Here is a 21,842-nt window from a genome sequence, read left to right as displayed (position 1 = left end):
GATGAGTGCAAAGTTAACAATGTATGACAACTGTTAAAATCATATTGTATGACTATTGATGTGTCAACTTGTTGATTTATGCAATTGCTAATTAATGTCACATTTATCATCCGTAATTTATTTAATGGATAAATAACTTATCATTATGTATTTGCTGGTTATTATTTGTTTTGTGATGTATAGAGATCATCTTATTAGACTAAAGTCGTAAACCCGCTGTAATCGCCAAGGTCAGGTTAATCCAGACATCAAATACAGGAAATTCCTGTCACAACATATTTACTTCTATTTTAAGAATGCTACTTTTAACTTTGGTGTTACAGTAGTATTGTATTACATAATGTAGTGATGAAATTGATTAACAACTAACCTTAATATTCAAACACAACAATAAAAGGATCGACGCTCATGGTGCTTCAACGCTCATTCGTGTCTGTAGGATTGATTTTAGCGCTTGCTTCCTGTGGTGGGGACGACAGTAGCAACAGTGCTAACGACACAAATACCTTTACACTTCCGCCTCCAATAACCTTTGCCAACCCAACCCTTTCTGGTGATGTGAATTACACTGATGTGGTTGTCCATGATCCTTCGATCATCAAAGATACCGATGGCACCTACTATGTGTTTGGTTCTCACCTTGCTGTTGCAAGTTCAAAGGATCTTATCAGTTGGACTCAAATTGCGCTTGATGGGGTAGAGACCAGCAGTTTGTTTAATACGTATGCAACTGAAATCGCAGAAGGTACAGCATGGACGGGAGGCTTTATTGGGTCGTGGGCGCCTGATATTAAAAAGTTAGCCAATGGTAAATACCATTTTTACTATAACTTTTGTGCAGGGCCTGTTGAATCGGATTGTGTTTCCCGCTCCTACCTCGGGGTGGCGACGTCTGACAAGATTATGGGGCCTTATGTTAACCAAGGTTTATTCCTAAAATCTGGGCATGAGGGTGCCGAGAACCCAGGAGTTAATGGTAAAGACTACAGTGGATATACCGATCCTAATGCTATCGATCCTGCCATTTTCTACGATAAAGATGGTGGACTTTGGATGACCTATGGTTCGTATTCGGGTGGTATTTGGGTATTGCAGCTCGATCCGACAACAGGTAAACCCCTTGATGGCCAAGGGTATGGCACTAAGATCATGGGCGGTGATTATAGTCCGATTGAAGGCTCTTACGTTATCTATAGCCCTAAATCTGAATATTATTATATGTTTACCTCATTTGGTGGCTATGAGCAAAATGATGGTTATAACATTCGTATTGCGCGCGCTAAAACACCAAATGGCCCTTATGTCGATGCTTCTGGCAAGGATATGATTGATGTGACGGGCAACGCAGAGATGATAGCGCCCTATGGTGCGAAATTAATGGGCAGTTTTCTATTTGATGCCCATCCAGGAGATGTAGGAACTGATATCGGCTATATGTCACCAGGGCATAATTCTGCTTTTTATGATGCAAATACGGGAAAATATTTCTTAGTATTCCACACTCGCTTCCCTGAAACAGGTGAAGGACATAGTGTTCGAGTGCATGAAATGTTTATGAATAGTGATGGCTGGTTAGTTGCATCTCCACAACGTTATGCCGCTATAAATGGGGAAAACATTGTCGATGAATTGGATATTCAAGGCGCTTATAAATTTATTAACCATGCAAAAGACATTAATACTAAACCACATAAATCTGTTCATATTCAGTTAAAAAGAACTTGGACCAATAAAGGTGCGATTACTGGCGATGTCACAGGAACTTATGTACAAACAGATGATAGCCACATCACGTTAACCCTTGATGACTTAGGCACATTTGAAGGGGTATTAGCATGGCAATGGGATCCAAACCAAGCGAAGTTAATGCCCACATTTAGTGCGATGTCCAGTGACGGTGTCAGTATTTGGGGCACAAAATTAGCAGATAAAACCACAGATCAAATATTAACGGATACCGTTAATGGGATTAGTGTTGTTTCGGAAGCGACAACAGATTCAATTCTTTTACCCACTGAAGGTACGCATGGTGCAACCATTAATTGGGTTTCAAGTGATGAGGGCGTGATCCGTACCGATGGAACCATTATTAGGCCCAATGCAGGGGAAGGCGATAAGGTCATCACCTTAACAGCGACTGTGATGGTAAACGGTAAAAAAGTGACTAAAACTTTCCAAGTGACTGTCTACGCGAGAAAAGCCTATAACCGTATTGCATATTATCGCTTTGAAAATAATCTAAATGATACTTTGGGGTTATTTGCTGCAGGTCAACCTACGGGTGATCGGATATTTAAACCTGCAGAGTCAGTTGGTTATAGCATTGGTCTTGAGGGGCAAGCGCTTTCCCTCGATGGTGCACACGGTGTATTGCTCCCGAGCGGTATTATCTCAAGCTATGAGTACACTGTATCGTTTTGGGCAAATCCTAGTGTAATAACACAATTTACTACCGCATTTTTTGGTGCTGTAAATGAACAAGCTGCTGAAGATGGCAGTAAGTTTTCCAATTCGTGGATCAGTATGTTACCCCAAGGTTGGGACGGCAATGCCATGTTCTGGAGCAATGGTTCCGCTTGGTTTAATGGCGTAACGGGTGAACGTATTGCTGAAAATACGTGGTCTCACTTAGCTTTTTCGGTGAAAAATGGTTTAGTGAATGTCTATATCAATGGCATTGAGAAATTTAGCCAAGGTAATCTCGCTGATTTCTTTACAGGTAATGAAGGGGTATTTGCCCTAGGGGTTAACTATTGGGATATTCCCTATAACGGTTTACTTGATGAACTTAAGGTATATGAAGCGGCATTAACGGCTGAAGAAGTCAAAGCACTAGACATCGATAAGTTGCCAGATAGCGAACTACTGGCTTCTGCGGTTGATATTCTTGACCTAGGTGATTTAACTGCAGTGCGTAAAGACTTAATTTTACCTGTGACTGGCCCTTATGCTGCAGCAATAACTTGGGCATCATCGGATCCAACCACGATTGATCATAAAGGTGGAGTTAATCAGCCGAGTCGAGATGAAACCGATAAAGTGGTCACTCTCACGGCAACACTTAAACTTGGTCAAGCGACACAAACTAAAGTCTTTACTGCTACCGTAAAATCAAAAGCACCACCAACACCTATCGCAGTTTATAGTTTTGAAGATAATCTTATCGACAGCACTGCAAACTTTGGTGCAGGTAATGTAGTAGGTAAGTTGATTGGTACGACCGGAGGGACGATTAGTTATGCCGCAGGTGCTGTGGGTAAGGCCGCGGTGTTTGATGGGGCTTCAGGTATTGAATTACCGAATAACCTGATTAAAGACAATACTTATTCCGTATCACTCTGGCTCAATCCCAAAGTACTCAATAAATACACCACAGCACTGTTTGCTTATGCGAGTACCTCGAGTTGGACCAGTATATTACCTGGTGGTCAAAACGATTATGAGCGTTTGGTACTCTGGTCGGGTGAAGCTTGGTATGATGGCAGAACAGGTTATGTGATGCCTAAAGATCAGTGGTCGCATATGGTTTACACTGTCAATGCGGGTGATGTTAAGGTATACGTTAATGGTAACCTGATGTTTACTGGTGCTAATTTCCCTAATGTGTTCTCGGCACCAACCACGAAATTTGCTGTTGGCGTTAACTTCTGGGATGTTCCATTTAGCGGATCTATTGATGAGATTAAATTCTACGATGAAGTTGTCACCGAGCAAGACGTAAAAGAATTATTTGATGAATCTAAGTAATCCTTATTGTTAACAAATTGATGTCAAGTTGAAAGCACTCGAAAGAGTGCTTTTTTGTTTACAGTCACAATATAACGTCTCAATTTCATTATGTGCTGCAACATTGATTAATATCAGCATATGTTGAAAGATAACGGCACTTCAAACGACCTAAGTTGGTTATGGCTAAGTTAAGTGTTGGTAAATTATTAATGACTATCCCTGTGGCAAATACCCTTGGGGAAGGTGTGATATGGGATGATAAAACTCAATCCATTTGGTGGACCGATATCGAATCTGCTTTGATTTACAACTATCAAATTGAGTCTCAAACACTGTGCAAAATACCGATGCCCTATCGTGTAGGTTCATTTAGTCTTACCGACAATCCAGATCAGCTTATCGTGGCGTTTGATCGGGGCATTGCTTTATTTCATCTTCACACATCAGAGGTTCAATGGCTTGCAACACCAGAGCTGAATATTATTGGCAACCGATTTAACGATGGACGAGTCGATAGGCAAGGGCGATTTTGGGCGGGTACTATGATAGAGGCTCCCCATTCAGTAGGTCAGAAGGCTGCACTTTATTGCATTGATAACCAAAGGCAATGTGTAAAAGTGTTAGATGAACTTTGTATTTCAAATGGACTTTGTTGGAGCCCAGATGGTTTGACTATGTATCATGCTGATTCACCAAAACATGAAATATATCAGTACGATTTTGATCCTATCGCTGGCACAGTGAGTAACAAGCGATCATTTATTAACACCAATCAGCATTTTTTCCCTGACGGTTCTGAAGTTGATGCCGCAGGATTTATTTGGAATGCACAATGGGGTGGCGGCCAAGTGGTTCGCTATCACCCAGAGGGATATATAGACTTAATCCTGCCACTGCCCGTTACTAATCCAACCAGTATTGCTTTTGGTGGGCCAAAGCTTGATTGGCTGATTATTACCAGCGCAAAACATTCACTCAGTGATGAGCAATTGATCAAAGAGCCCCATGCAGGTGATGTTTTTATTTATCAATTACAGAGTATCAGTGGCGTAAAATCACAACCTTTGTATCGCGTTGCTAAATGGTAGGTTGCTGCATTCCTTTTACAGAGAGGAATGCAGCTTTGGATATAGATTTAAATAACCTTTGCAATCGATTGTGCTAAATAGTCGACATTATCTTCGCTTATCCCAGCAATACTGATGCGGCTTGAACCTACCATATAGATGCTGAATTCTTTTTGTAGGCGTGCCACTTGCTCTGGATCCACCCCAAGGAAAGAGAACATGCCTTTTTGGCGGGCGATAAAGCTAAAGTCACGGTTTACGCCATTGGCTTTAAGTTTATCCACTAAAATGGCACGGTTGCCATTGATGCGATCGCGCATCACTTTCAGCTCATCAAGCCATTCTTGGGTTAATTCTTTTGATCCTAAAATCGTCTCAACAATCGCCGCGCCGTGAGCTGGTGGCATAGAGTAGAGGCAGCGAACCACATAAAGCAGTACCGATTGCGCTATATTGGCGGTATTGGCATCTTTAGCAATCACAGAACAGGAACCGATACGCTCACGGTATAAACCGAAGTTTTTCGAGCATGAGCTACACAGGATCATATTATCGACCGCTGCCGCCATTTGGCGTACGCCGTAGGCATCAATATCCACACCATCACCAAAGCCTTGGTAGGCCATGTCAATCAGTGGTGTAAAGCCTTGATCTTTTGTCAGGGCAACCACTTTATCCCATTGTTCTGTGGTGAAATCCATTCCGCTAGGGTTATGGCAACAGGCGTGGAATAACACCACATCATCAGGACTCACTTGCGATAATGCAGCGAGCATCTCATCAAATTTCAATGATTTGCTATCGTAGTCATAATACGGATACGTTTTAACGGTAATGCCAGCGGCTTCGAACAAACCGATATGGTTTGCCCAAGTCGGGTCACTCACCCATAACACCGCATTCGGGTTGCAGCGTTTGATAAAGTCACCTGCAACGCGTAGCGCGCCTGTACCACCGGGTGTAGAAACGGTGCGGATGCGATTAGCGATAATGGCACTGTGGCCTGCACCAAAGGCTAATTCCGTCACCAAGGTGTTGAATTGTGGTGAGCCTGTTGGGCCGATATACACTTTAGTGGTTTCGGTATCGAGACGGAATTTTTCCGCTTTTTTCACGCAGCTTAGAATAGGGGTAACGCCGGTAGGATCTTTATAAACGCCCACCCCTAAATCCACTTTTTGTGGGTGAGAGTCTTCGCGGTACTGAGTTAACAAGCCAAGGATGGGGTCCGCTGGCATTGCGATGAGTGAGTTAAACATAGCTCCATCTACCTTTCTGGTTATAGTGCAAACGTGATTGTTCGTATCAGATATGCGTTATTTATCGTTTGGAGGGTAGAATAGCGCGGAAAGGTAAAGTAATTAAAGTGAAAACTGTGATTACACGCCAGTTATCTTGGCAAAAAAGCCTGCCAAAAATACGGTTAAATCATAAATTAACCGCTTAAATTTTGCGTTTTTGTTATTTTTACACTGTTCTCAGCAAATAATCGGACCAAAATGCCATTTTTCTCGAAAAAACGGTTGAATCCTTAGCGACAATCGGTAATTTTATAACGACGAAGCACCAACAAGGCCCCAATCTCCTTTTATTTGTAATCTTAACTTGACGCGCTGTAGCGTGAAGTTGCCATTTTGCGTATTCAGTCCGCGTGATCGTGATGATGACGCCCTAGAGAGAAAGAAGATTTATTCATGAAGCAATTACGTCTTGAACCTGTTGTGCAAGTCCGCGGTGAAATCAATATTCCGGGCTCAAAAAGTATTTCAAATCGAGCCTTATTATTGGCCACCTTAGCCCAAGGTACGACCACGCTCACCAATCTGCTCGACTCAGATGATATCCGCCACATGTTGGCCTCCCTCAAGCAGTTAGGGGTGAACTACCGTTTATCGCAAAACAATACCGTGTGTGAACTCGATGGTTTAGGTGGTGTGATTTCCTCTGCATCCGCACAGGAATTGTTTTTAGGCAATGCGGGTACCGCAATGCGCCCCTTATGCGCCGCCTTAACCTTAGGCCAAGGTGAATTTACCCTCACGGGCGAACCACGTATGGAAGAGCGTCCGATTGGCGATTTAGTCGATGCCTTAAGGCAACTCGGTGCCAATGTCGTTTACCTTAAAAATGACGGTTTCCCGCCACTGACGATTAATGCCACTGGCCTTAATGGCGGCGATGTCGAAATCGCAGGCGATTTATCGAGCCAGTTTTTAACGGCTTTGTTGATGGTAGCGCCGCTTGCCAAGGGCAGCGTCAATATCCATGTCAAAGGCGAGTTAGTCTCTAAGCCTTATATCGATATCACTATTGCCTTGATGGCGCAGTTTGGCGTTAACGTCATTAACCATGATTATGCCCGTTTTGAGATTGTTGCAGGCCAGCGTTATATATCACCGGGTAAAGTACTGGTAGAAGGCGATGCGTCATCGGCATCGTATTTCCTCGCGGCAGGGGCGATTAAGGGCGGCGAAGTCAAAGTCACTGGTGTGGGCCGTTTGAGTATCCAAGGCGATGTGAAATTTGCCGATGTGCTCGAAAAAATGGGCGCCGATATCGAGTGGGGCGATGACTATATTATCGCCCGCGGCTCACCATTAACGGCCGTCGACTTAGACATGAACCATATTCCCGATGCGGCCATGACCATTGCAACTGCTGCGTTATTTGCTAAAGGCACGACGGTTATTCGCAATATCTACAACTGGCGCATTAAAGAAACCGACCGGTTAGCGGCCATGGCGACCGAATTACGCAAAGTGGGCGCCGAAGTTGAAGAGGGCAATGATTACATTAAAATCACTCCACCGGCGGCGATTAACACCGCTGAAATCGATACCTACAACGATCATCGCATGGCCATGTGCTTTTCTATGTTGGCATTTGCCGATTGCGGTATCACCATCAATGATCCTGACTGTACTTCCAAAACATTCCCTGACTACTTTAAGCAGTTTGCGAGCTTGCAAGGTTAAGTTTTTGGGTTTCGCCATGGTTACAATAATCGATGTCAAGAATAGCAAGCCGTGTTTGCGCGGCTTCTAATCTTCACAAAAAATCAACGGATTTTGTTTGTCTTTTATTGTACAATGCGGCGCGCTCATTTTCGGGGCTCACATGATGAACTCACGGATGATGATTATTTTTTGCGGAGGAATGTATGTCTGAACGGGCTCCTGTAGTCACAATCGACGGCCCAAGTGGTGCTGGTAAAGGTACAATTAGTCAGTTATTGGCTCAGCATCTAGGCTGGCAACTGCTTGATAGTGGTGCTATTTATCGAGTTCTTGCGCTTGCTGCCATTCATCACGACGTTGAACTGGAAAATGAAGAATCGATCACGCTGTTAGCTGCACATCTTGATGTGAAATTTTTAACAGGCAATGATAAAGATCCCGTTCAAGTGATATTAGAAGGTGAAGATGTCACCACGGATATTCGTACTCAAGAGTGCTCAAATGCGGCATCTAAAGTCGCGGCATTTCCTAGAGTAAGGGAAGCTTTATTACGTCGCCAACGCGCCTTTAGAACTGCCCCAGGATTAATTGCCGATGGTCGTGATATGGGAACGGTTGTTTTCCCTACGGCACCGGCAAAATTATATTTAACAGCCTCAACCGAGGAGCGTGCTCAAAGACGCTATAATCAGTTGCAGGACAAGGGCTTCGATGTTAATATCGAGCGCCTTTTAAGTGAAATTATCGAACGTGATGAACGTGATATGAATCGTCCGGTGGCTCCTTTAGTCCCCGCTGAGGATGCGTTTGTTATCGATACTAGCGGAAAAGGTATAGATGAAGTACTTGAGCTTGCGCTCAAGCACATCAACGAAAAGTTATCCAGCGCTAACTAAGTTAGCCCACTGGATAGGTATTCGTATTAAGGATGATACGGATAATTAGACTGACTCCACGTCTAGGACTGACAGTGGTTTATTAAATAAAGTAACCTAAAACATGACTGAATCTTTTGCTGATCTATTTGAACAATCCCTTCAAACTCTGGAATTCCGTCCAGGTTCTATCGTTCGTGGTACTGTTGTTGCTATCGAAAACGGTATGGTCCTTGTTGACGCAGGTCTGAAGTCTGAAAGCCCAATCCCAGCTGAGCAATTCAAAAACGCCCAAGGCGTTTTAGAAATTCAAGTTGGTGATGAAGTTGACGTAGCTCTTGACTCTGTTGAAGACGGCTTCGGTGAGACTCAATTGTCTCGCGAAAAAGCGAAACGTCATGAAGCTTGGATCGTTCTGGAAAAAGCTTACGAAGATGCTGAAACTGTAATCGGTATCATCAATGGTAAAGTGAAAGGCGGTTTCACTGTTGAATTAAACGGTATCCGTGCCTTCTTACCAGGTTCTCTAGTTGACGTGCGCCCAGTTCGCGACACCGCTCACTTAGAGTACAAAGAATTAGAATTCAAAGTTATCAAACTAGACCAGAAGCGTAACAACGTTGTTGTTTCTCGTCGTGCAGTTATCGAATCAGAAAGCAGCGCTGAGCGTGATGCACTGTTAGAAAACCTGCAAGAAGGTCAAGCAGTTAAAGGTATCGTTAAGAACCTGACTGACTACGGTGCATTCGTAGATTTAGGTGGCGTTGACGGTCTATTACATATCACTGATATGGCGTGGAAACGTGTTAAACATCCATCTGAAATCGTCAATGTTGGCGATGAAATCAACGTTAAAGTACTGAAGTACGATCGTGAGCGCACTCGTGTGTCTCTAGGTCTGAAACAACTTGGCGAAGATCCATGGTTAGAAATCAGCAAACGCTACCCAGAAAACACACGTTTAACTGGTCGCGTAACTAACCTAACTGACTACGGTTGCTTCGTCGAAATCGAAGAAGGCGTTGAAGGTCTGGTTCACGTTTCTGAAATGGATTGGACTAACAAGAACATTCACCCATCTAAAGTGGTTAACTTAGGTGATGAAGTTGAAGTTCTGGTTCTGGACATCGATGAAGAGCGTCGTCGTATCTCTCTTGGTCTGAAACAATGTAAGACCAACCCATGGGATGACTTCGCAACTCGTTACAACAAAGGCGACAAGGTTTCTGGTAAGATCAAGTCAATCACTGACTTCGGTATCTTTATCGGTCTTGACGGCGGTATCGATGGCCTAGTTCACTTGTCTGACATTTCTTGGAACGGTACTGGCGAAGACGCAGTTTCTGAATACAAGAAAGGCGACGAAATCCACGCAGTGGTTCTGTCTGTTGACCCAGAGCGTGAGCGCATCAGCTTAGGTGTTAAACAAACTGAAGACGATCCATTCAACGCTTACTTAGCTGATAAGAAGAAAGGTACTATCGTACACGGTACTGTTTCTGCTGTTGATGCTAAAGGTGTCACTGTTGAACTGGCTGACACTGTTGAAGGTTACATCCGTGTAGCTGACATCAGCCGTGAGCGCATCGAAGATGCATCTACTGTCTACAATGTAGGTGATGCAATCGAAGCTAAGTTCATGGGTGTTGACCGTAAGAACCGCTCTATCAGCCTGTCAATCAAAGCGAAAGACGAAGCTGAAGAGAAAGAAGTAATGGCGACCTTGAATAAACAAGAAGACGCTGTTATTAGTAATGCTATGGCTGAAGCGTTTAAAGCAGCTCGCAAATAATCGCCTGTTGTTAGAGGGTGGTTCGCCACCCTTTATAGGTGACTGTGTTTGGCTTGATAATAGGGGATAGCTAGGATGACAAAATCCGAACTGATCGAAAAACTCGCCACCAGGCAGTCGCAGCTGTCGGCGAAGGAAGTTGAAAGTGCAATCAAAGAAATGTTGGAGCAAATGGCGACAACATTAGAAAGCGGAGATCGTATCGAGATCCGTGGCTTTGGTAGTTTCTCGCTTCATTATCGTGCGCCGCGTACTGGCCGCAATCCAAAAACTGGTTCATCAGTTGAATTGGAAGGCAAATACGTCCCGCACTTTAAGCCAGGCAAAGAACTGCGCGAGCGTGTTGACGCCGTTAATGTGTGATTGACCGCATAGTAAAAGGCCTCCTTATGGAGGCTTTTTTGTATCTAATGTAAGGCAATGCTGGTCAGCTTAGTGAATTTCTTGGATAATCATAAAATTGAAACGCGTTTAGGGAGTACAGCGTGAAATCATTTCTAGTGACTGTCCTAGTGGCATTATTATTTATTTTGGCGCTGATCTTCGGCGCGCGTAATGAACAAGTGGTGACAATAAGCTACTTTGTGGCTCAAGGTGAGTATCGTTTACCTGTGGTATTGGCAATCGTTTTCTTTGCTGGCTTTATGCTGAGTTGGTTATTTGCTTGCTATTATATTGTCAGACTTAAACTTGCTTTAGCTATGACCCAAAAGAAACTAAATGCCCAACTTGCCAAAACCCCTCAGGATGTAGACGCCTAATATGCTTGAGATCCTCTTTCTGTTGCTTCCCATTGCTGCCGGTTACGGTTGGTATATGGGTCGGCGGAGCATAAGGCAGAATCAAAGTAATCAGCGCAAGCAATTAAGTCGTGATTATTTCACGGGCCTTAATTTTTTATTGTCCAATGAGTCGGATAAAGCGGTTGATTTATTTATCAGTATGTTAGATGTAGACGATGAGACTATCGACACTCATTTGTCCTTAGGTTCACTTTTCCGTAAACGTGGCGAAGTTGATCGCTCCATTCGTATTCACCAAAATTTGATTGCTAGGCCTACACTCACCAATGAGCAGCGCGACATTGCTATGATGGAGCTGGGTAAAGATTATCTGGCGGCAGGATTTTATGATAGGGCTGAAGAAATCTTTATTAATCTTGTAAGCCAAGATGATCACAGTGAAGAATCTGAAACACAATTAATTGATATTTATCAAGTAATTAAAGAGTGGCAAAAAGCTATTGATATCACAAAACGTTTAAGCCGCAAGCGCCAGCAAGTGCTTAAACCTATCATTGCTCACTTCTATTGTCAGTTGGCTGATGAAACCAATGATGACGACAAAAAAATTAAGCTATTACAACAGGCACTTAAACAGGATCCTAAGTGTGGCCGGGCCTTACTCACACTTGCAAAAAAATTCCTCGATATTCAAGATTACCCACAATGTAAAGCCATGCTAGCGGCGCTCAAAAAAGCGGATATTGAACTCTTTGCTGATGCATTGCCGACAGCGAAGCAAGTTTACCGTGATACCCAAGATAAAGAGGGCTATCAGGAATTACTTGCAGGGGCTATGGCAGAAGGCGCTGGAGCCTCTGTGGTTGTCGCTCTCGCACAGCATTTGATCAGCCTTGATGAAATTAAAGCGGCTGAAAATATAGTGCTTGATTCGCTATATCGCCATCCCACCATGAAAGGCTTTCAACACCTAATGCAGATGCACCTACGTCAAGCTGAAGACGGACAAGCTAAGCAAAGTTTAGCTATGTTAGAGCAACTTGTTGAACAACAAATAAAATTTCGCCCTAGTTACCGTTGTAAGGAGTGTGGTTTTCCATCACATGCGCTTTACTGGCATTGCCCATCTTGTAAAAATTGGGGCAGTATAAAACGGATCAGAGGGCTTGACGGCGAATAATCTAGTAGAGAAATACACAGTTTGTGTAACCCCGTTGGAGAGATGATGACCACTAAACCTATCCTCGTAGCACTTGATTACGATAATAAAAGCCACGCGTTGCAACTCATAGATCAACTCGATCCCAACATGTGCCGCCTTAAAATTGGCAAAGAAATGTTTACCCTATTTGGGCCTCAGCTCGTTAAGGATATCCATGATCGTGGCTTCGATTTATTCCTAGATTTAAAATTCCACGACATTCCAAATACAGTCGCTAAAGCAGTGGCCGCTGCCGCTGATTTAGGGGTATGGATGACGAACGTGCATGCCAGTGGTGGTTTAGCCATGATGGAAGCGGCAAAAAAAGCGTTGTTGCCATACGGTGACAAGGCGCCAATGCTGATTGCTGTGACGGTATTAACCTCCATGAGTGATGATGATCTTAAATTAATCGGCATCAATGTGCCTGCCTTTGAGCATGTTCAGCGTTTAGCTAAATTGACGAAACAGGCTGGTCTTGATGGTGTTGTTTGTTCAGCGCAAGAAGCAAAGGCACTTAAAACGTTATTAGGTCAAGACTTTAAACTCATTACACCAGGCATTCGTCCTGTGGGTAGCGAGGTTGGCGACCAACATCGGGTGATGACACCGGCTGCGGCGATAGCCGCCGGGTCAGATTATTTGGTGGTTGGCCGCCCCATTACTAAAGCCGTCGATCCATTAGCGGCCTTGCAAGCGATTTATCAATCATTGGCATAGAATAATAAATCACACCTGAGTGTTTATTCTCACTGTTCACGGAGAACGCCCATGTTTAATGCTACGATGTTTAACTATCAAGGTAAGAATGTTGTCGTTGTCGGAGGAACCAGTGGAATAAATCTCGCGATTGCCATTGCGTTCGCACAAGCTGGTGCCAATGTGGCCGTCGCGAGCCGCAGCCAAGATAAAATCGATACCGCAGTATTGCAGCTACAGCAAGTCAATCCTGAGGGGATTCATTTAGGAGTGAGTTTTGATGTGCGCGATCTTAGCGCCCTTGAAATTGGTTTTGATAAAATCGCTTCTGAATTTGGTTTTATCGATGTGCTTGTCAGCGGCGCGGCGGGTAATTTTCCTGCAACAGCGGCTAAGCTTTCAGCTAATGGCTTTAAGTCGGTGATGGACATCGATTTGCTGGGCAGTTTTCAAGTGCTAAAACAGGCTTATCCTTTGCTACGTCGTCCTAATGGCAATATTATTCAAATCTCTGCGCCACAGGCTTTTATTGCAATGCCAATGCAAGTACATGTTTGTGCAGCAAAAGCTGGCGTGGATATGTTAACGCGAACCTTAGCGATTGAGTGGGGTTGTGAAGATTTACGAATAAACTCTATCGTACCAGGTCCGATTGCTGAGACCGAAGGTTTTAATCGTCTTGCACCGAGTGCTGCATTGCAGCAAAGCGTTGCTCAATCTGTACCCTTAAAGCGTAATGGCACGGGACAGGATATTGCTAATGCGGCCTTATTTTTAGGCTCTGAATTAGCCTCCTATATCACAGGCGTTGTTCTGCCAGTTGATGGTGGTTGGTCACTCGGTGGAGCGAGTATTGCGATGACAGAGTTGAGTGAACGGGCTGCAAAAATGTAGTTTGGTGTTAGATTCTAGATATTCAAAATCGAGAACGTTGATTTTATATAGATTAAGTAGGTAATGATCCATGGCTAACGCATTACAAGAGCAGCTACTGAAAGCAGGGCTGGCCAGTAAACAAAAAGTTCGAGACGTTAAGACCCAAAAACGTCGTGATAAAAAAGCACGAGTAGATGACGGTTCAGCGGCATTAAAGCAAGAAGTAGCTGAGCAAAAACGGCTGCAGGCGGAAAAAGATCGAGCGCTAAATGAACAGCGTTTTGCAGAAGCATCTGAGCGTGGACAGGTGCGTGGTTTAATCACTGAGTTCACTAAGTCTGCGATTAAAATCCCTGCTTATGCAGAAGTGAAATTTAACTATACTCTCGATAATAAAATCTATTCTTTATATATAGATGAAAAGATCCAAGCGGAGTTACTCAAAGGGCAATTGGGTATTATTAGATATGAAGAAAAGAGTTATCTTGTGCCACATAAGTTAGCTGAACGGGTTAACTTGCTCGTGCCTCAATGGTGTGGCTATTTGTGGAAGCATGATGAATCTAAAGAGGTTGTTGTTGAAGATGATCCTTATGCTGATTATGCTATTCCAGATGATTTAATGTGGTAAATCATCATCTAATCGTGAGCTAACGCGAAGACACTCTGGGTGGTAACCCGATAGAATAATGACCCTTAAGGAAACTTAAGGGTTTTTTATACGTTAAATTTATGCCTATACAGAATAGTGTGGCAACTTTTAGTCGTGGTATCACGATTGTTTTCTGTAGTGAACTGGTATAAATTAAAACAACTGTTTTAATCCTACGTTTAAGAGTCTACCAATGAATCCTTACCAAGCCCCGTTGACGGATATGCGTTTCCTACTGGAACAGGTATTTGATGCCCCAAACACTTGGGCACAATTGCCTGAGATTGCTGAAATGGTCGATATTGGCACTGCTAATGCCATCCTTGAAGAAGCCGCTAAGATCAGCAGTCAGTTAATCCATCCGCTTAATCGGACGGGCGATGAGCAGGGCGTGTTGCATCAAGACAATCAAGTGATTACCCCTGATGGCTATAAATCCGTTTATGAGCAGTATTCCCAGGGCGGTTGGATTGGTTTGTGTGGCGATCCTGAATTTGGTGGCATGGGCATGCCGAAAATGTTGGGGATCTTAGTTGACGAAATGGCTTACAGTGCCTGTAATGCGTTTACGCTTTATGGCTCGTTAACTGCGGGGGCGGCTTTATGTATCAATGCTCACGGAAGCGAAGAATTGAAACAGGCTTATTTGCCTAAGTTATATTCCGGGGAATGGGCGGGTGCTATGGATATGACTGAGCCGCAGGCGGGTTCTGATCTGCGTAATATTCGTACTCGTGCAGTGCCATTGGATGATGGCAGTTATGCTATTACTGGCAGCAAGATTTTTATCACGGGTGGCGACCATGATTTAACCGAAAACGTTATCCACTTAGTGCTAGCAAAGCTGCCCGAAAGTAAAGGTATTTCACTTTTTCTTGTGCCTAAAATTTCAGTGAATACTGACGGTAGTTTAGGCAGTACAAATGGGGTGAGTGTCGGTTCAATTGAGCACAAAATGGGGCTAAAAGGTTCAGCAACCTGTGTGATGAACTATGATAATGCTCAAGGTTTCTTGATTGGCGAGCCTAATCGCGGCTTAGTATGCATGTTCACTATGATGAACTACGAGCGTTTAGCTATCGGTATCCAAGGCTTAGGCAGCGCACAAGCAGCTTATCAAATGGCGGCCGATTATGCGAAAGAACGTCATCAAGGCATCGCCGCTGGCGGCTCACCCACTGGAAGTGAATCTGATCCTATCATTGTTCACGGTGATGTGCGTCGTATGTTGTTGACTATTCGTGCGATGACTGAAGCGGGTCGCGCTTTGTCTGTGTTTACTGGACAACAATTGGATTTAGCCAAATATGGCCAAGATGAAGTGAAGGCCAAAGCGGCTCGCTATGTTGGTCTATTAACCCCAGTGGCTAAGGCATTTTTAACCGATCGCGGTTTAGATGCAACGATCATGGCGCAGCAAGTCTTTGGTGGTCATGGTTATATTCGTGAGACAGGTATTGAACAATTAGTACGAGATACTCGTATTGCACAGATTTATGAAGGCACCAACGGTATTCAAGCGATTGACTTTCTTGGTCGTAAAGTGACTGGAGACAACTTAGCCGCGTTAAATGAGTTTGTCGCCGATCTCAAAGCACAAATGCGCGCATTTTCCCATGTAGATGCTGTGAAAGTGGCTGCCGTGTGTGCTCGTTTAGATGCGCTTGCCATTGTTGCCGAAACCATTAATGGACAAAAAGTGGCCCAGCCAGCCCTGATCAACGCGAGTGCTGTCGACTTTTTAGATGCCTTTGGTTATACACTCTATGGTTTTTATTGGTTAGCAATGGTCGATAAAGTTGCTAACCATGAAGATACTGCTTTTGCACAGCAGAAAACCTATCTGGCTAAATTCTATTTTGATAAGTTATTGCCGAAAGCAGATTATCATTTAGCACAGGTTCGTGCAGGTGATACCAGCACAATGGTAATGCCTGCGGATTTCTTTTAGCGCTAATTATACTTACGCTTATTAATTAAAAAGCACTGAATATTCAGTGCTTTTTAATTAATAATTACTCAGGGGTAATCTTGGAATGAGCTTGAATCGTATCAGTCTCCGTTAGAGATGCTTTGACTTCTAGCTTTGTCATCAATTGAGTTAAAAAGTCTGCGCTAAAAGGGGGCTTATTTTGCTTTTTAAGCGCTGGGCTGATGCCATTTTCGAGTACAACAAACAATATATCCTTATGCTGTGGTAATCGCATAAATCCTGCTAGGTTTGCGATACCTTGCATCGAGCCTGTTTTGGCAAAAATCAGGTTTTTCAATGGTGGTTTAGTGAAACCTGTTCGGTATTTTAGTGTACCACTGACCCCAGATTGGGGCAGACTGTTCATTAATTCTCTAAAGCGATCATCTTCATAAATTAACTTCAATACTGATGCTAACTGATTAACACTCAATAGGTTATATCGTGAAAGTCCAGAACCATCGACAATACTTGCATTCGTTAAATCAATCCCTAAATCGGTGAGAATACGGCGCATTGCAGCCGCACCATGGGTGAAACTTCCCTGTGTACGGTAATAGCTCTTTCCTATTTGCTTGAACAAGCTATCAGCAATTAAGTTATCCGATTTAAGTAACATTGTTTTGAGTAGTTCAGGTAATGGCTGTGAGCTATGGCTCGCAATCAGTTTGGCTTTTTTAGGGATGCTATTGCCTATGCGTACTTTACCCGAAAGTGGTGTTTCGGCTTTGAGTATGGCTGTTAGGGTGTCTTGCGCAAACTGAGCTGGATCAGTTACTGCAATTGCGAGAGGTATGGCTTCAGATCCTGGATAACATCCTCGTAAGTGGTAGTTGTTTTGCCCTAAACGGACGAGATCAAGCTGACAGAAATCGCGATTGGCTTGTCGATCGAATACGGCGTCACTATTGACCTTTACCCCATAACTGGTGGCGCGTAACACAACCTTTGAGGGCTCTTTTTCATTGCTTGGGATGAACTGACCGAAAACACAATTTTGGTTGATGATGTAGCTCGACACAGGGGCTGCATAGCAGATGCCTAAATCATCCCAAACCCAACCCGGTGCTTGCAATTGTTCTTGTTTATCCCCAATAAGATACAAATGACCATCAATGCCATTAATGCCTTGTTTCACTAAACTGGCAAAGAGGGCTTTTAAATCCAATTGTGTCAGGGTTGGATCACCACTAAAACGTAAATAAACACTCCCTGCAATGTGGCCATTACGGAGTGGTGCATCGGTCCATAATTCAGTGACATAACGAAACTCAGTCCCAAGTTCTGCCATGGCGGTGACTGCTGTGAGAATTTTTTGTGTGCTGGCAGGAACCAACAGGGTATCCGCCTGTTGACTATAGAGAATCTGATTGTTCGCTAAATCCAATGCTAATAATGCGGTTTGTGAATGTCGTGGGTTAATATCGGCGATACTTTGGCTGAGTGTTGTAGTTCTAAGCTCAATGCTGGGGATATTTGCTTGTGTAGCCTTAGTGCTTATTGAGAAAAAACTCAATATTAACCCTATGTAACACGTTGTTTTAGATAACATATCCATGTTAATACTCAATCATGTTGCTCGGTTAGCGTTCATTACTGCCATCATCTTTCTCCATTAGACGATAAAGCCTTAAGGTGACAAAAAGCACTAATCCAATAAATAATGGCAGGATTAATAATCCAAGTTGAGTCTTAAAATGGAAAATTCCCCAAGCGAAGAGTAATGTCAGCGCAAGGGTTAGCAAAATTTTTTTGTTCATAGTCTTTATTTACTTAGTGCAAAGAGGTTTTAGTTTACGCTAAAACCATGCTTTCGGGGACACGAAAATCCAGTTGGCGATTTTTTTGTGATTTGGACGCCGTTTCTCATTCTAATATCGTTTTAGACAATATGGGTTCTAAATGAGGTTTATCATCAGCATCAGCGCGTTTCAGGTCAAATTACCAGCAAAACAATTGGTTTTAAGCGTGCTTTTGGGAGAAAAGCCTTGCCGAGACGCAGTGAAGTCGGTAATTTCTACCCCTTGTGATTTTAGGTTCTCAGGTAAAAAACTAAACCATGCCTCATATTAGTATGCGCGGCTTACCACAGGCAGTCGTTGCAGAGTTTAGCCAAGCATTACTGCAGTCTTTGGCGGCTATATGTAAAGGTAATGCAGAGAGTTTCACATTAGATTGGATCCCAAGTATCAGTTATCGAAACGGTAAGATTGATCAACGCTTTGTCCAAGTGGAGTTACTTTGGTTTCCTAAAGATCCTGATATTCATCTTAAAGTAGAACAAATGATCAGGCTGACAGTGACCGAAGCCTATCCAGAATTAACACATATTGCTGTGATGTTTTTGTCACTGAACCCTAGTGCTTCCTATCAGGGTGGTCAGCATGTTTAAAGGAGGATACCTTGCTAGATAAGCTTGGTGGTATAGCCGTTCAACCCGAGGCTTTAACGTGGTTGCTTACGCCATGCCGATTTAAGGCAGAATTACTCAATCGTATTGAAGGCGCGAAACACAGTATTTATATTGCTGCGTTGTATTTAGAAGATGACGAAGCGGGCCGTGAGATTTTACAAGCTTTGATGTCCGCAAAGGCCAATAATCCAGCATTAGATATCAAGATCCTCGTTGACTTTCACCGTGCCAGACGCGGCTTGATTGGCCATAAAGGTGATAGCGGTAACTATTTGATGTACCGTAAAGTTATGGCTGCGGCCGAATATCCTATCGATATTTTAGGTGTACCCGTCAAATCCCGTGAGTTTATGGGGGTACTTCATCTTAAGGGCTTTATTATTGATGATGCAGTCATTTATAGTGGGGCAAGTCTAAATAATATCTATCTGCAACAGAATGATAAGTATCGCTTTGATCGTTACCATGTGATTGAGTCTGTAGAATTAGCACGTAGTATGCGGTCGATGATCCAGCGTTATATTATTGCCGATCCTGCGGTATCGTCACTCGCTCAAGATGCGGCTCAAGAAGTCCTACCACATAAAAATGATATCCGTAGTTTTAAACTGCGATTGTCCGAAGCCGAATATCAATTTAACAGTACCAATACGGGTAATCGGATTACGCCCTTATTGGGGTTAGGTCGTAAAAAAAATCTCCTCAATAAAGTGGTAGTGGCTTTGGTTGAGGAGTCGAAGGATGCTTTGTTTATTTGCACGCCTTACTTCAACCCGCCATACATATTAGTGCGAGCCTTGGCGAAGCATTTAAGAAAAGGCAAACGTGTTGATATCGTAGTAGGTGATAAGACTGCTAATGACTTTTATATTCCACCAGAGCAGGATTTCTCGACCATAGGTGCCTTGCCCTATATGTATGAGCAATCTTTGCGTAAGTTTGCCAAACGTCAACAGTGGGCGATTGATAATGGGCAGTTGAATATCCATTTGTGGAAACACGGTATCAATAGTTACCATCTAAAAGGGATCAGTGCTGATGGTTGTAAGCACTTGATCACTGGTTCCAATCTTAATCCAAGAGCTTGGGCATTAGATCTTGAAAATGGTCTTTTGATCCATGATGAAACCGCTTGTTGGAAAAATCAGTTTGAAGCTGAACAGACCCATATTCTTGAGCATACAGAGCGGTTATATCATTATAGTCAAGTCGATACACTGCAAAGCTATCCAGCGCCAGTGAAGAAGATCATGAATCGTATTCGACGATTAAAAGCCGACTTTCTGTTAAGACGTATTCTGTAGCCTTAGACGATTAAAGGAAAAGCCCACATCATATAGTGGGCTTTTTAGTTTCTAACTTACTGATTTTGTAGCATTAGATTTTGATGGGTATCATTTTGGTCTTTAGCATAATGAAGTGATGCTATCACAAGGATAACCATCATAGTACTCAGTAATCCAATACTTAATTGTCCTCCCATGGGCATGACTGACATGCTAAGAGCCGCAAGACCTGCACCAAAATTCTGTAACCCACCAAGTAATGCCCCCGCAATACCCGCTTGACGCGGAAACGGTTCCAGTGCCGCAGAGGTGAGAGTAGGAAAGAGCATACCTGCACCACTAAAAAATAATACAGAACCTACAAGTAAACTCCATGTGCTGACGAGCAAGAATATCCCAGGGATAAGCATAAATAAAGCCCCAGTCCCTAATAGTGCAACCCCTTGATAAACAGTACGTTGTGTTTTAGTTTGCTTGCCAGCAATCAAGGCTCCTAACAAGTAACCAGGAATAGGAGCCACAAAGTAACAACTCACAATAAAAGGGGGAAGCCCTAAATATTGACCGTAGAGTACACCTGCAATTGCTTCAAAAGCAGCAATACCTGCGAATGTGGCAATTAATGAAGACAGATAGGCTCTAAATCCTCTATGCCGTAGTACATGTCGATAGGACGCGATGATGGGGTTATGCTCACGTTTATACGACGGGAGGGACTCTTTAAACCCGACTAATAATAGTAACCACACAAATACGCCAAATCCTGCTAGTACCCAATAGACAGCTTGCCATCCAAAATAGGCGGTCATTATGCTACCTAAAAAGGGGGCTATAAGTGGGAGAAAGACCACGGCCATAGAGACATAACTGTTAAATTTTACTAAATTGTCACCAAAATAGTGATCCCGAGGAATACTACGACATAAGGCGCCTGCACTTGCGGTTCCTAAACCTTGGATTAAGCTCGCAAAGATAAGTTGATTGAAATGTTGAGCCCGTGCGGCCATAAATGCCCCTAAGATAAAAATACCAATACCGATGAGTAAAGGTGTTTTACGCCCAATACGGTCAGACAAAGGTCCATATACAAATTGGAATAATCCATATGCAATAAGGTAACAGGCCATCACAGCCTGTAATTGACTGGCATCTACATTTAAGCTGAGGGCAATTTGCGGCAATGCGGGCACAAAAATGGTTTGTGCCATTTGGCCACAAGCCACCATAAATACCAGCATAAATATCAGGCTTACAGAAGGAGATACTGAGTTTGACACGAAAGAGTGTTGAGCTTTGCCAGACATGAAATAGCCATAAAAAGAACATAAGTTAATGGCGCGCATCTTACGCGCTAAAAGAGGAACTTCAAGTGTGAATCATGCTGATTTAGCAAAATAATATTTTATGTTTTGCATAAGTTTTTCTCTTCATTTTGGGTTGTAAAGTTAAACTTACGCTGAGTTATTTGCTTGTTAATTGTGTAGGGTAATTGCAAATACATTAATGTTTGGCTCAACTCTGATGCCCCTATTTCCTTACAAGCGGATTTGTTTAAAACATTTGGTATCAGCGACAAACCA

18 protein-coding genes are annotated in these 21,842 nt (G+C 43.2%); 14 read left to right on the top strand and 4 right to left on the bottom strand.

The genetic code is table 11. From position 1 onward, the window contains the following. Positions 1-408 precede the first annotated feature (408 nt). Positions 409-3,747 carry a LamG-like jellyroll fold domain-containing protein gene (locus tag JEZ96_RS09945; protein ID WP_061783141.1) on the top strand — a complete coding sequence of 1,113 codons (3,339 nt, stop codon included), beginning with the start codon at positions 409-411 and terminating at the stop codon, positions 3,745-3,747. 161 nt (positions 3,748-3,908) lie between these two features. Next, positions 3,909-4,817 carry an SMP-30/gluconolactonase/LRE family protein gene (locus JEZ96_RS09940; RefSeq protein WP_025007677.1) on the top strand — a complete coding sequence of 303 codons (909 nt, stop codon included), beginning with the start codon at positions 3,909-3,911 and terminating at the stop codon, positions 4,815-4,817. A 47-nt stretch (positions 4,818-4,864) separates the two neighbouring features. Here JEZ96_RS09940 and JEZ96_RS09935 read toward each other — a convergent pair whose 3' ends face one another. Further along, positions 4,865-6,055, bottom strand: coding sequence for an amino acid aminotransferase (locus JEZ96_RS09935; protein ID WP_025007676.1), 1,191 nt, complete (start codon positions 6,053-6,055; stop codon positions 4,865-4,867). 435 nt (positions 6,056-6,490) lie between these two features. Here JEZ96_RS09935 and aroA point away from each other — a divergent pair, with 435 nt between their 5' ends. The 10 genes from aroA (at position 6,491) to JEZ96_RS09885 (ending at position 16,542) form a co-directional block, all read left to right on the top strand. Continuing rightward, positions 6,491-7,771: a 3-phosphoshikimate 1-carboxyvinyltransferase gene (gene aroA, locus JEZ96_RS09930; RefSeq protein WP_025007675.1), complete on the top strand. Its 1,281-nt coding sequence runs from the start codon at positions 6,491-6,493 to the stop codon at positions 7,769-7,771. A gap of 185 nt (positions 7,772-7,956) precedes the next feature. After that, a complete protein-coding gene (gene cmk, locus JEZ96_RS09925; RefSeq protein ID WP_128090078.1) occupies positions 7,957-8,649 on the top strand; it encodes a (d)CMP kinase in 693 nt (230 codons plus the stop codon). A gap of 103 nt (positions 8,650-8,752) precedes the next feature. Next, complete coding sequence (gene rpsA / locus JEZ96_RS09920; protein WP_011789296.1) at positions 8,753-10,420, top strand: 30S ribosomal protein S1; 1,668 nt, start codon at positions 8,753-8,755, stop codon at positions 10,418-10,420. Positions 10,421-10,495: 75 nt separating this feature from the next. Continuing rightward, complete coding sequence (ihfB, locus tag JEZ96_RS09915) at positions 10,496-10,783, top strand: integration host factor subunit beta (RefSeq protein ID WP_007647758.1); 288 nt, start codon at positions 10,496-10,498, stop codon at positions 10,781-10,783. Positions 10,784-10,905: 122 nt separating this feature from the next. Then, a complete protein-coding gene (locus tag JEZ96_RS09910) occupies positions 10,906-11,181 on the top strand; it encodes a LapA family protein (RefSeq protein WP_011789297.1) in 276 nt (91 codons plus the stop codon). 1 nt (position 11,182) lies between these two features. After that, positions 11,183-12,343 (top strand): lipopolysaccharide assembly protein LapB, encoded by a 1,161-nt coding sequence (gene lapB, locus JEZ96_RS09905; protein WP_011789298.1) that lies wholly within the window; start codon positions 11,183-11,185, stop codon positions 12,341-12,343. 45 nt (positions 12,344-12,388) lie between these two features. After that, positions 12,389-13,084 carry an orotidine-5'-phosphate decarboxylase gene (pyrF, locus tag JEZ96_RS09900; RefSeq protein ID WP_011789299.1) on the top strand — a complete coding sequence of 232 codons (696 nt, stop codon included), beginning with the start codon at positions 12,389-12,391 and terminating at the stop codon, positions 13,082-13,084. Positions 13,085-13,135: 51 nt separating this feature from the next. Beyond that, complete coding sequence (locus JEZ96_RS09895; RefSeq protein ID WP_061783140.1) at positions 13,136-13,957, top strand: SDR family oxidoreductase; 822 nt, start codon at positions 13,136-13,138, stop codon at positions 13,955-13,957. Between the two features lie 70 nt (positions 13,958-14,027). Then, positions 14,028-14,570 carry a DUF2058 domain-containing protein gene (locus JEZ96_RS09890; protein WP_011789301.1) on the top strand — a complete coding sequence of 181 codons (543 nt, stop codon included), beginning with the start codon at positions 14,028-14,030 and terminating at the stop codon, positions 14,568-14,570. A 214-nt stretch (positions 14,571-14,784) separates the two neighbouring features. Beyond that, positions 14,785-16,542 carry an acyl-CoA dehydrogenase family protein gene (locus JEZ96_RS09885; RefSeq protein WP_128090079.1) on the top strand — a complete coding sequence of 586 codons (1,758 nt, stop codon included), beginning with the start codon at positions 14,785-14,787 and terminating at the stop codon, positions 16,540-16,542. 64 nt (positions 16,543-16,606) lie between these two features. Here JEZ96_RS09885 and dacB read toward each other — a convergent pair whose 3' ends face one another. After that, entirely contained in the window at positions 16,607-18,121 is a 1,515-nt protein-coding gene (gene dacB / locus JEZ96_RS09880) for a D-alanyl-D-alanine carboxypeptidase/D-alanyl-D-alanine endopeptidase (RefSeq protein WP_011789303.1), read from the bottom strand. 25 nt (positions 18,122-18,146) lie between these two features. Continuing rightward, positions 18,147-18,323 carry a hypothetical protein gene (locus JEZ96_RS09875; protein ID WP_011789304.1) on the bottom strand — a complete coding sequence of 59 codons (177 nt, stop codon included), beginning with the start codon at positions 18,321-18,323 and terminating at the stop codon, positions 18,147-18,149. A 299-nt stretch (positions 18,324-18,622) separates the two neighbouring features. On the opposite strand from JEZ96_RS09875, the gene JEZ96_RS09870 reads away from it, so the two are divergent. Both JEZ96_RS09870 and pssA read left to right on the top strand, forming a co-directional pair. Further along, positions 18,623-18,955, top strand: a complete 333-nt coding sequence (locus tag JEZ96_RS09870) for a DUF1904 domain-containing protein (RefSeq protein WP_011789305.1) — start codon at positions 18,623-18,625, stop codon at positions 18,953-18,955. Positions 18,956-18,966: 11 nt separating this feature from the next. Beyond that, complete coding sequence (gene pssA / locus JEZ96_RS09865) at positions 18,967-20,280, top strand: CDP-diacylglycerol--serine O-phosphatidyltransferase (protein WP_011789306.1); 1,314 nt, start codon at positions 18,967-18,969, stop codon at positions 20,278-20,280. Between the two features lie 56 nt (positions 20,281-20,336). On the opposite strand, the gene emrD is transcribed toward pssA, so the two are convergent. Continuing rightward, positions 20,337-21,566: a multidrug efflux MFS transporter EmrD gene (gene emrD, locus JEZ96_RS09860; RefSeq protein WP_041408382.1), complete on the bottom strand. Its 1,230-nt coding sequence runs from the start codon at positions 21,564-21,566 to the stop codon at positions 20,337-20,339. Between the last annotated feature and the right edge of the window lie 276 nt (positions 21,567-21,842).

Origin of the sequence: Shewanella putrefaciens (genome assembly GCF_016406325.1) — a bacterium.
In the GTDB taxonomy this organism is placed as follows: Bacteria; Pseudomonadota; Gammaproteobacteria; order Enterobacterales; family Shewanellaceae; genus Shewanella; species Shewanella putrefaciens.
The sequence above is the reverse complement of the archived record's forward strand: the minus strand, read 5'-3'. Positions and strand labels throughout refer to the sequence as shown.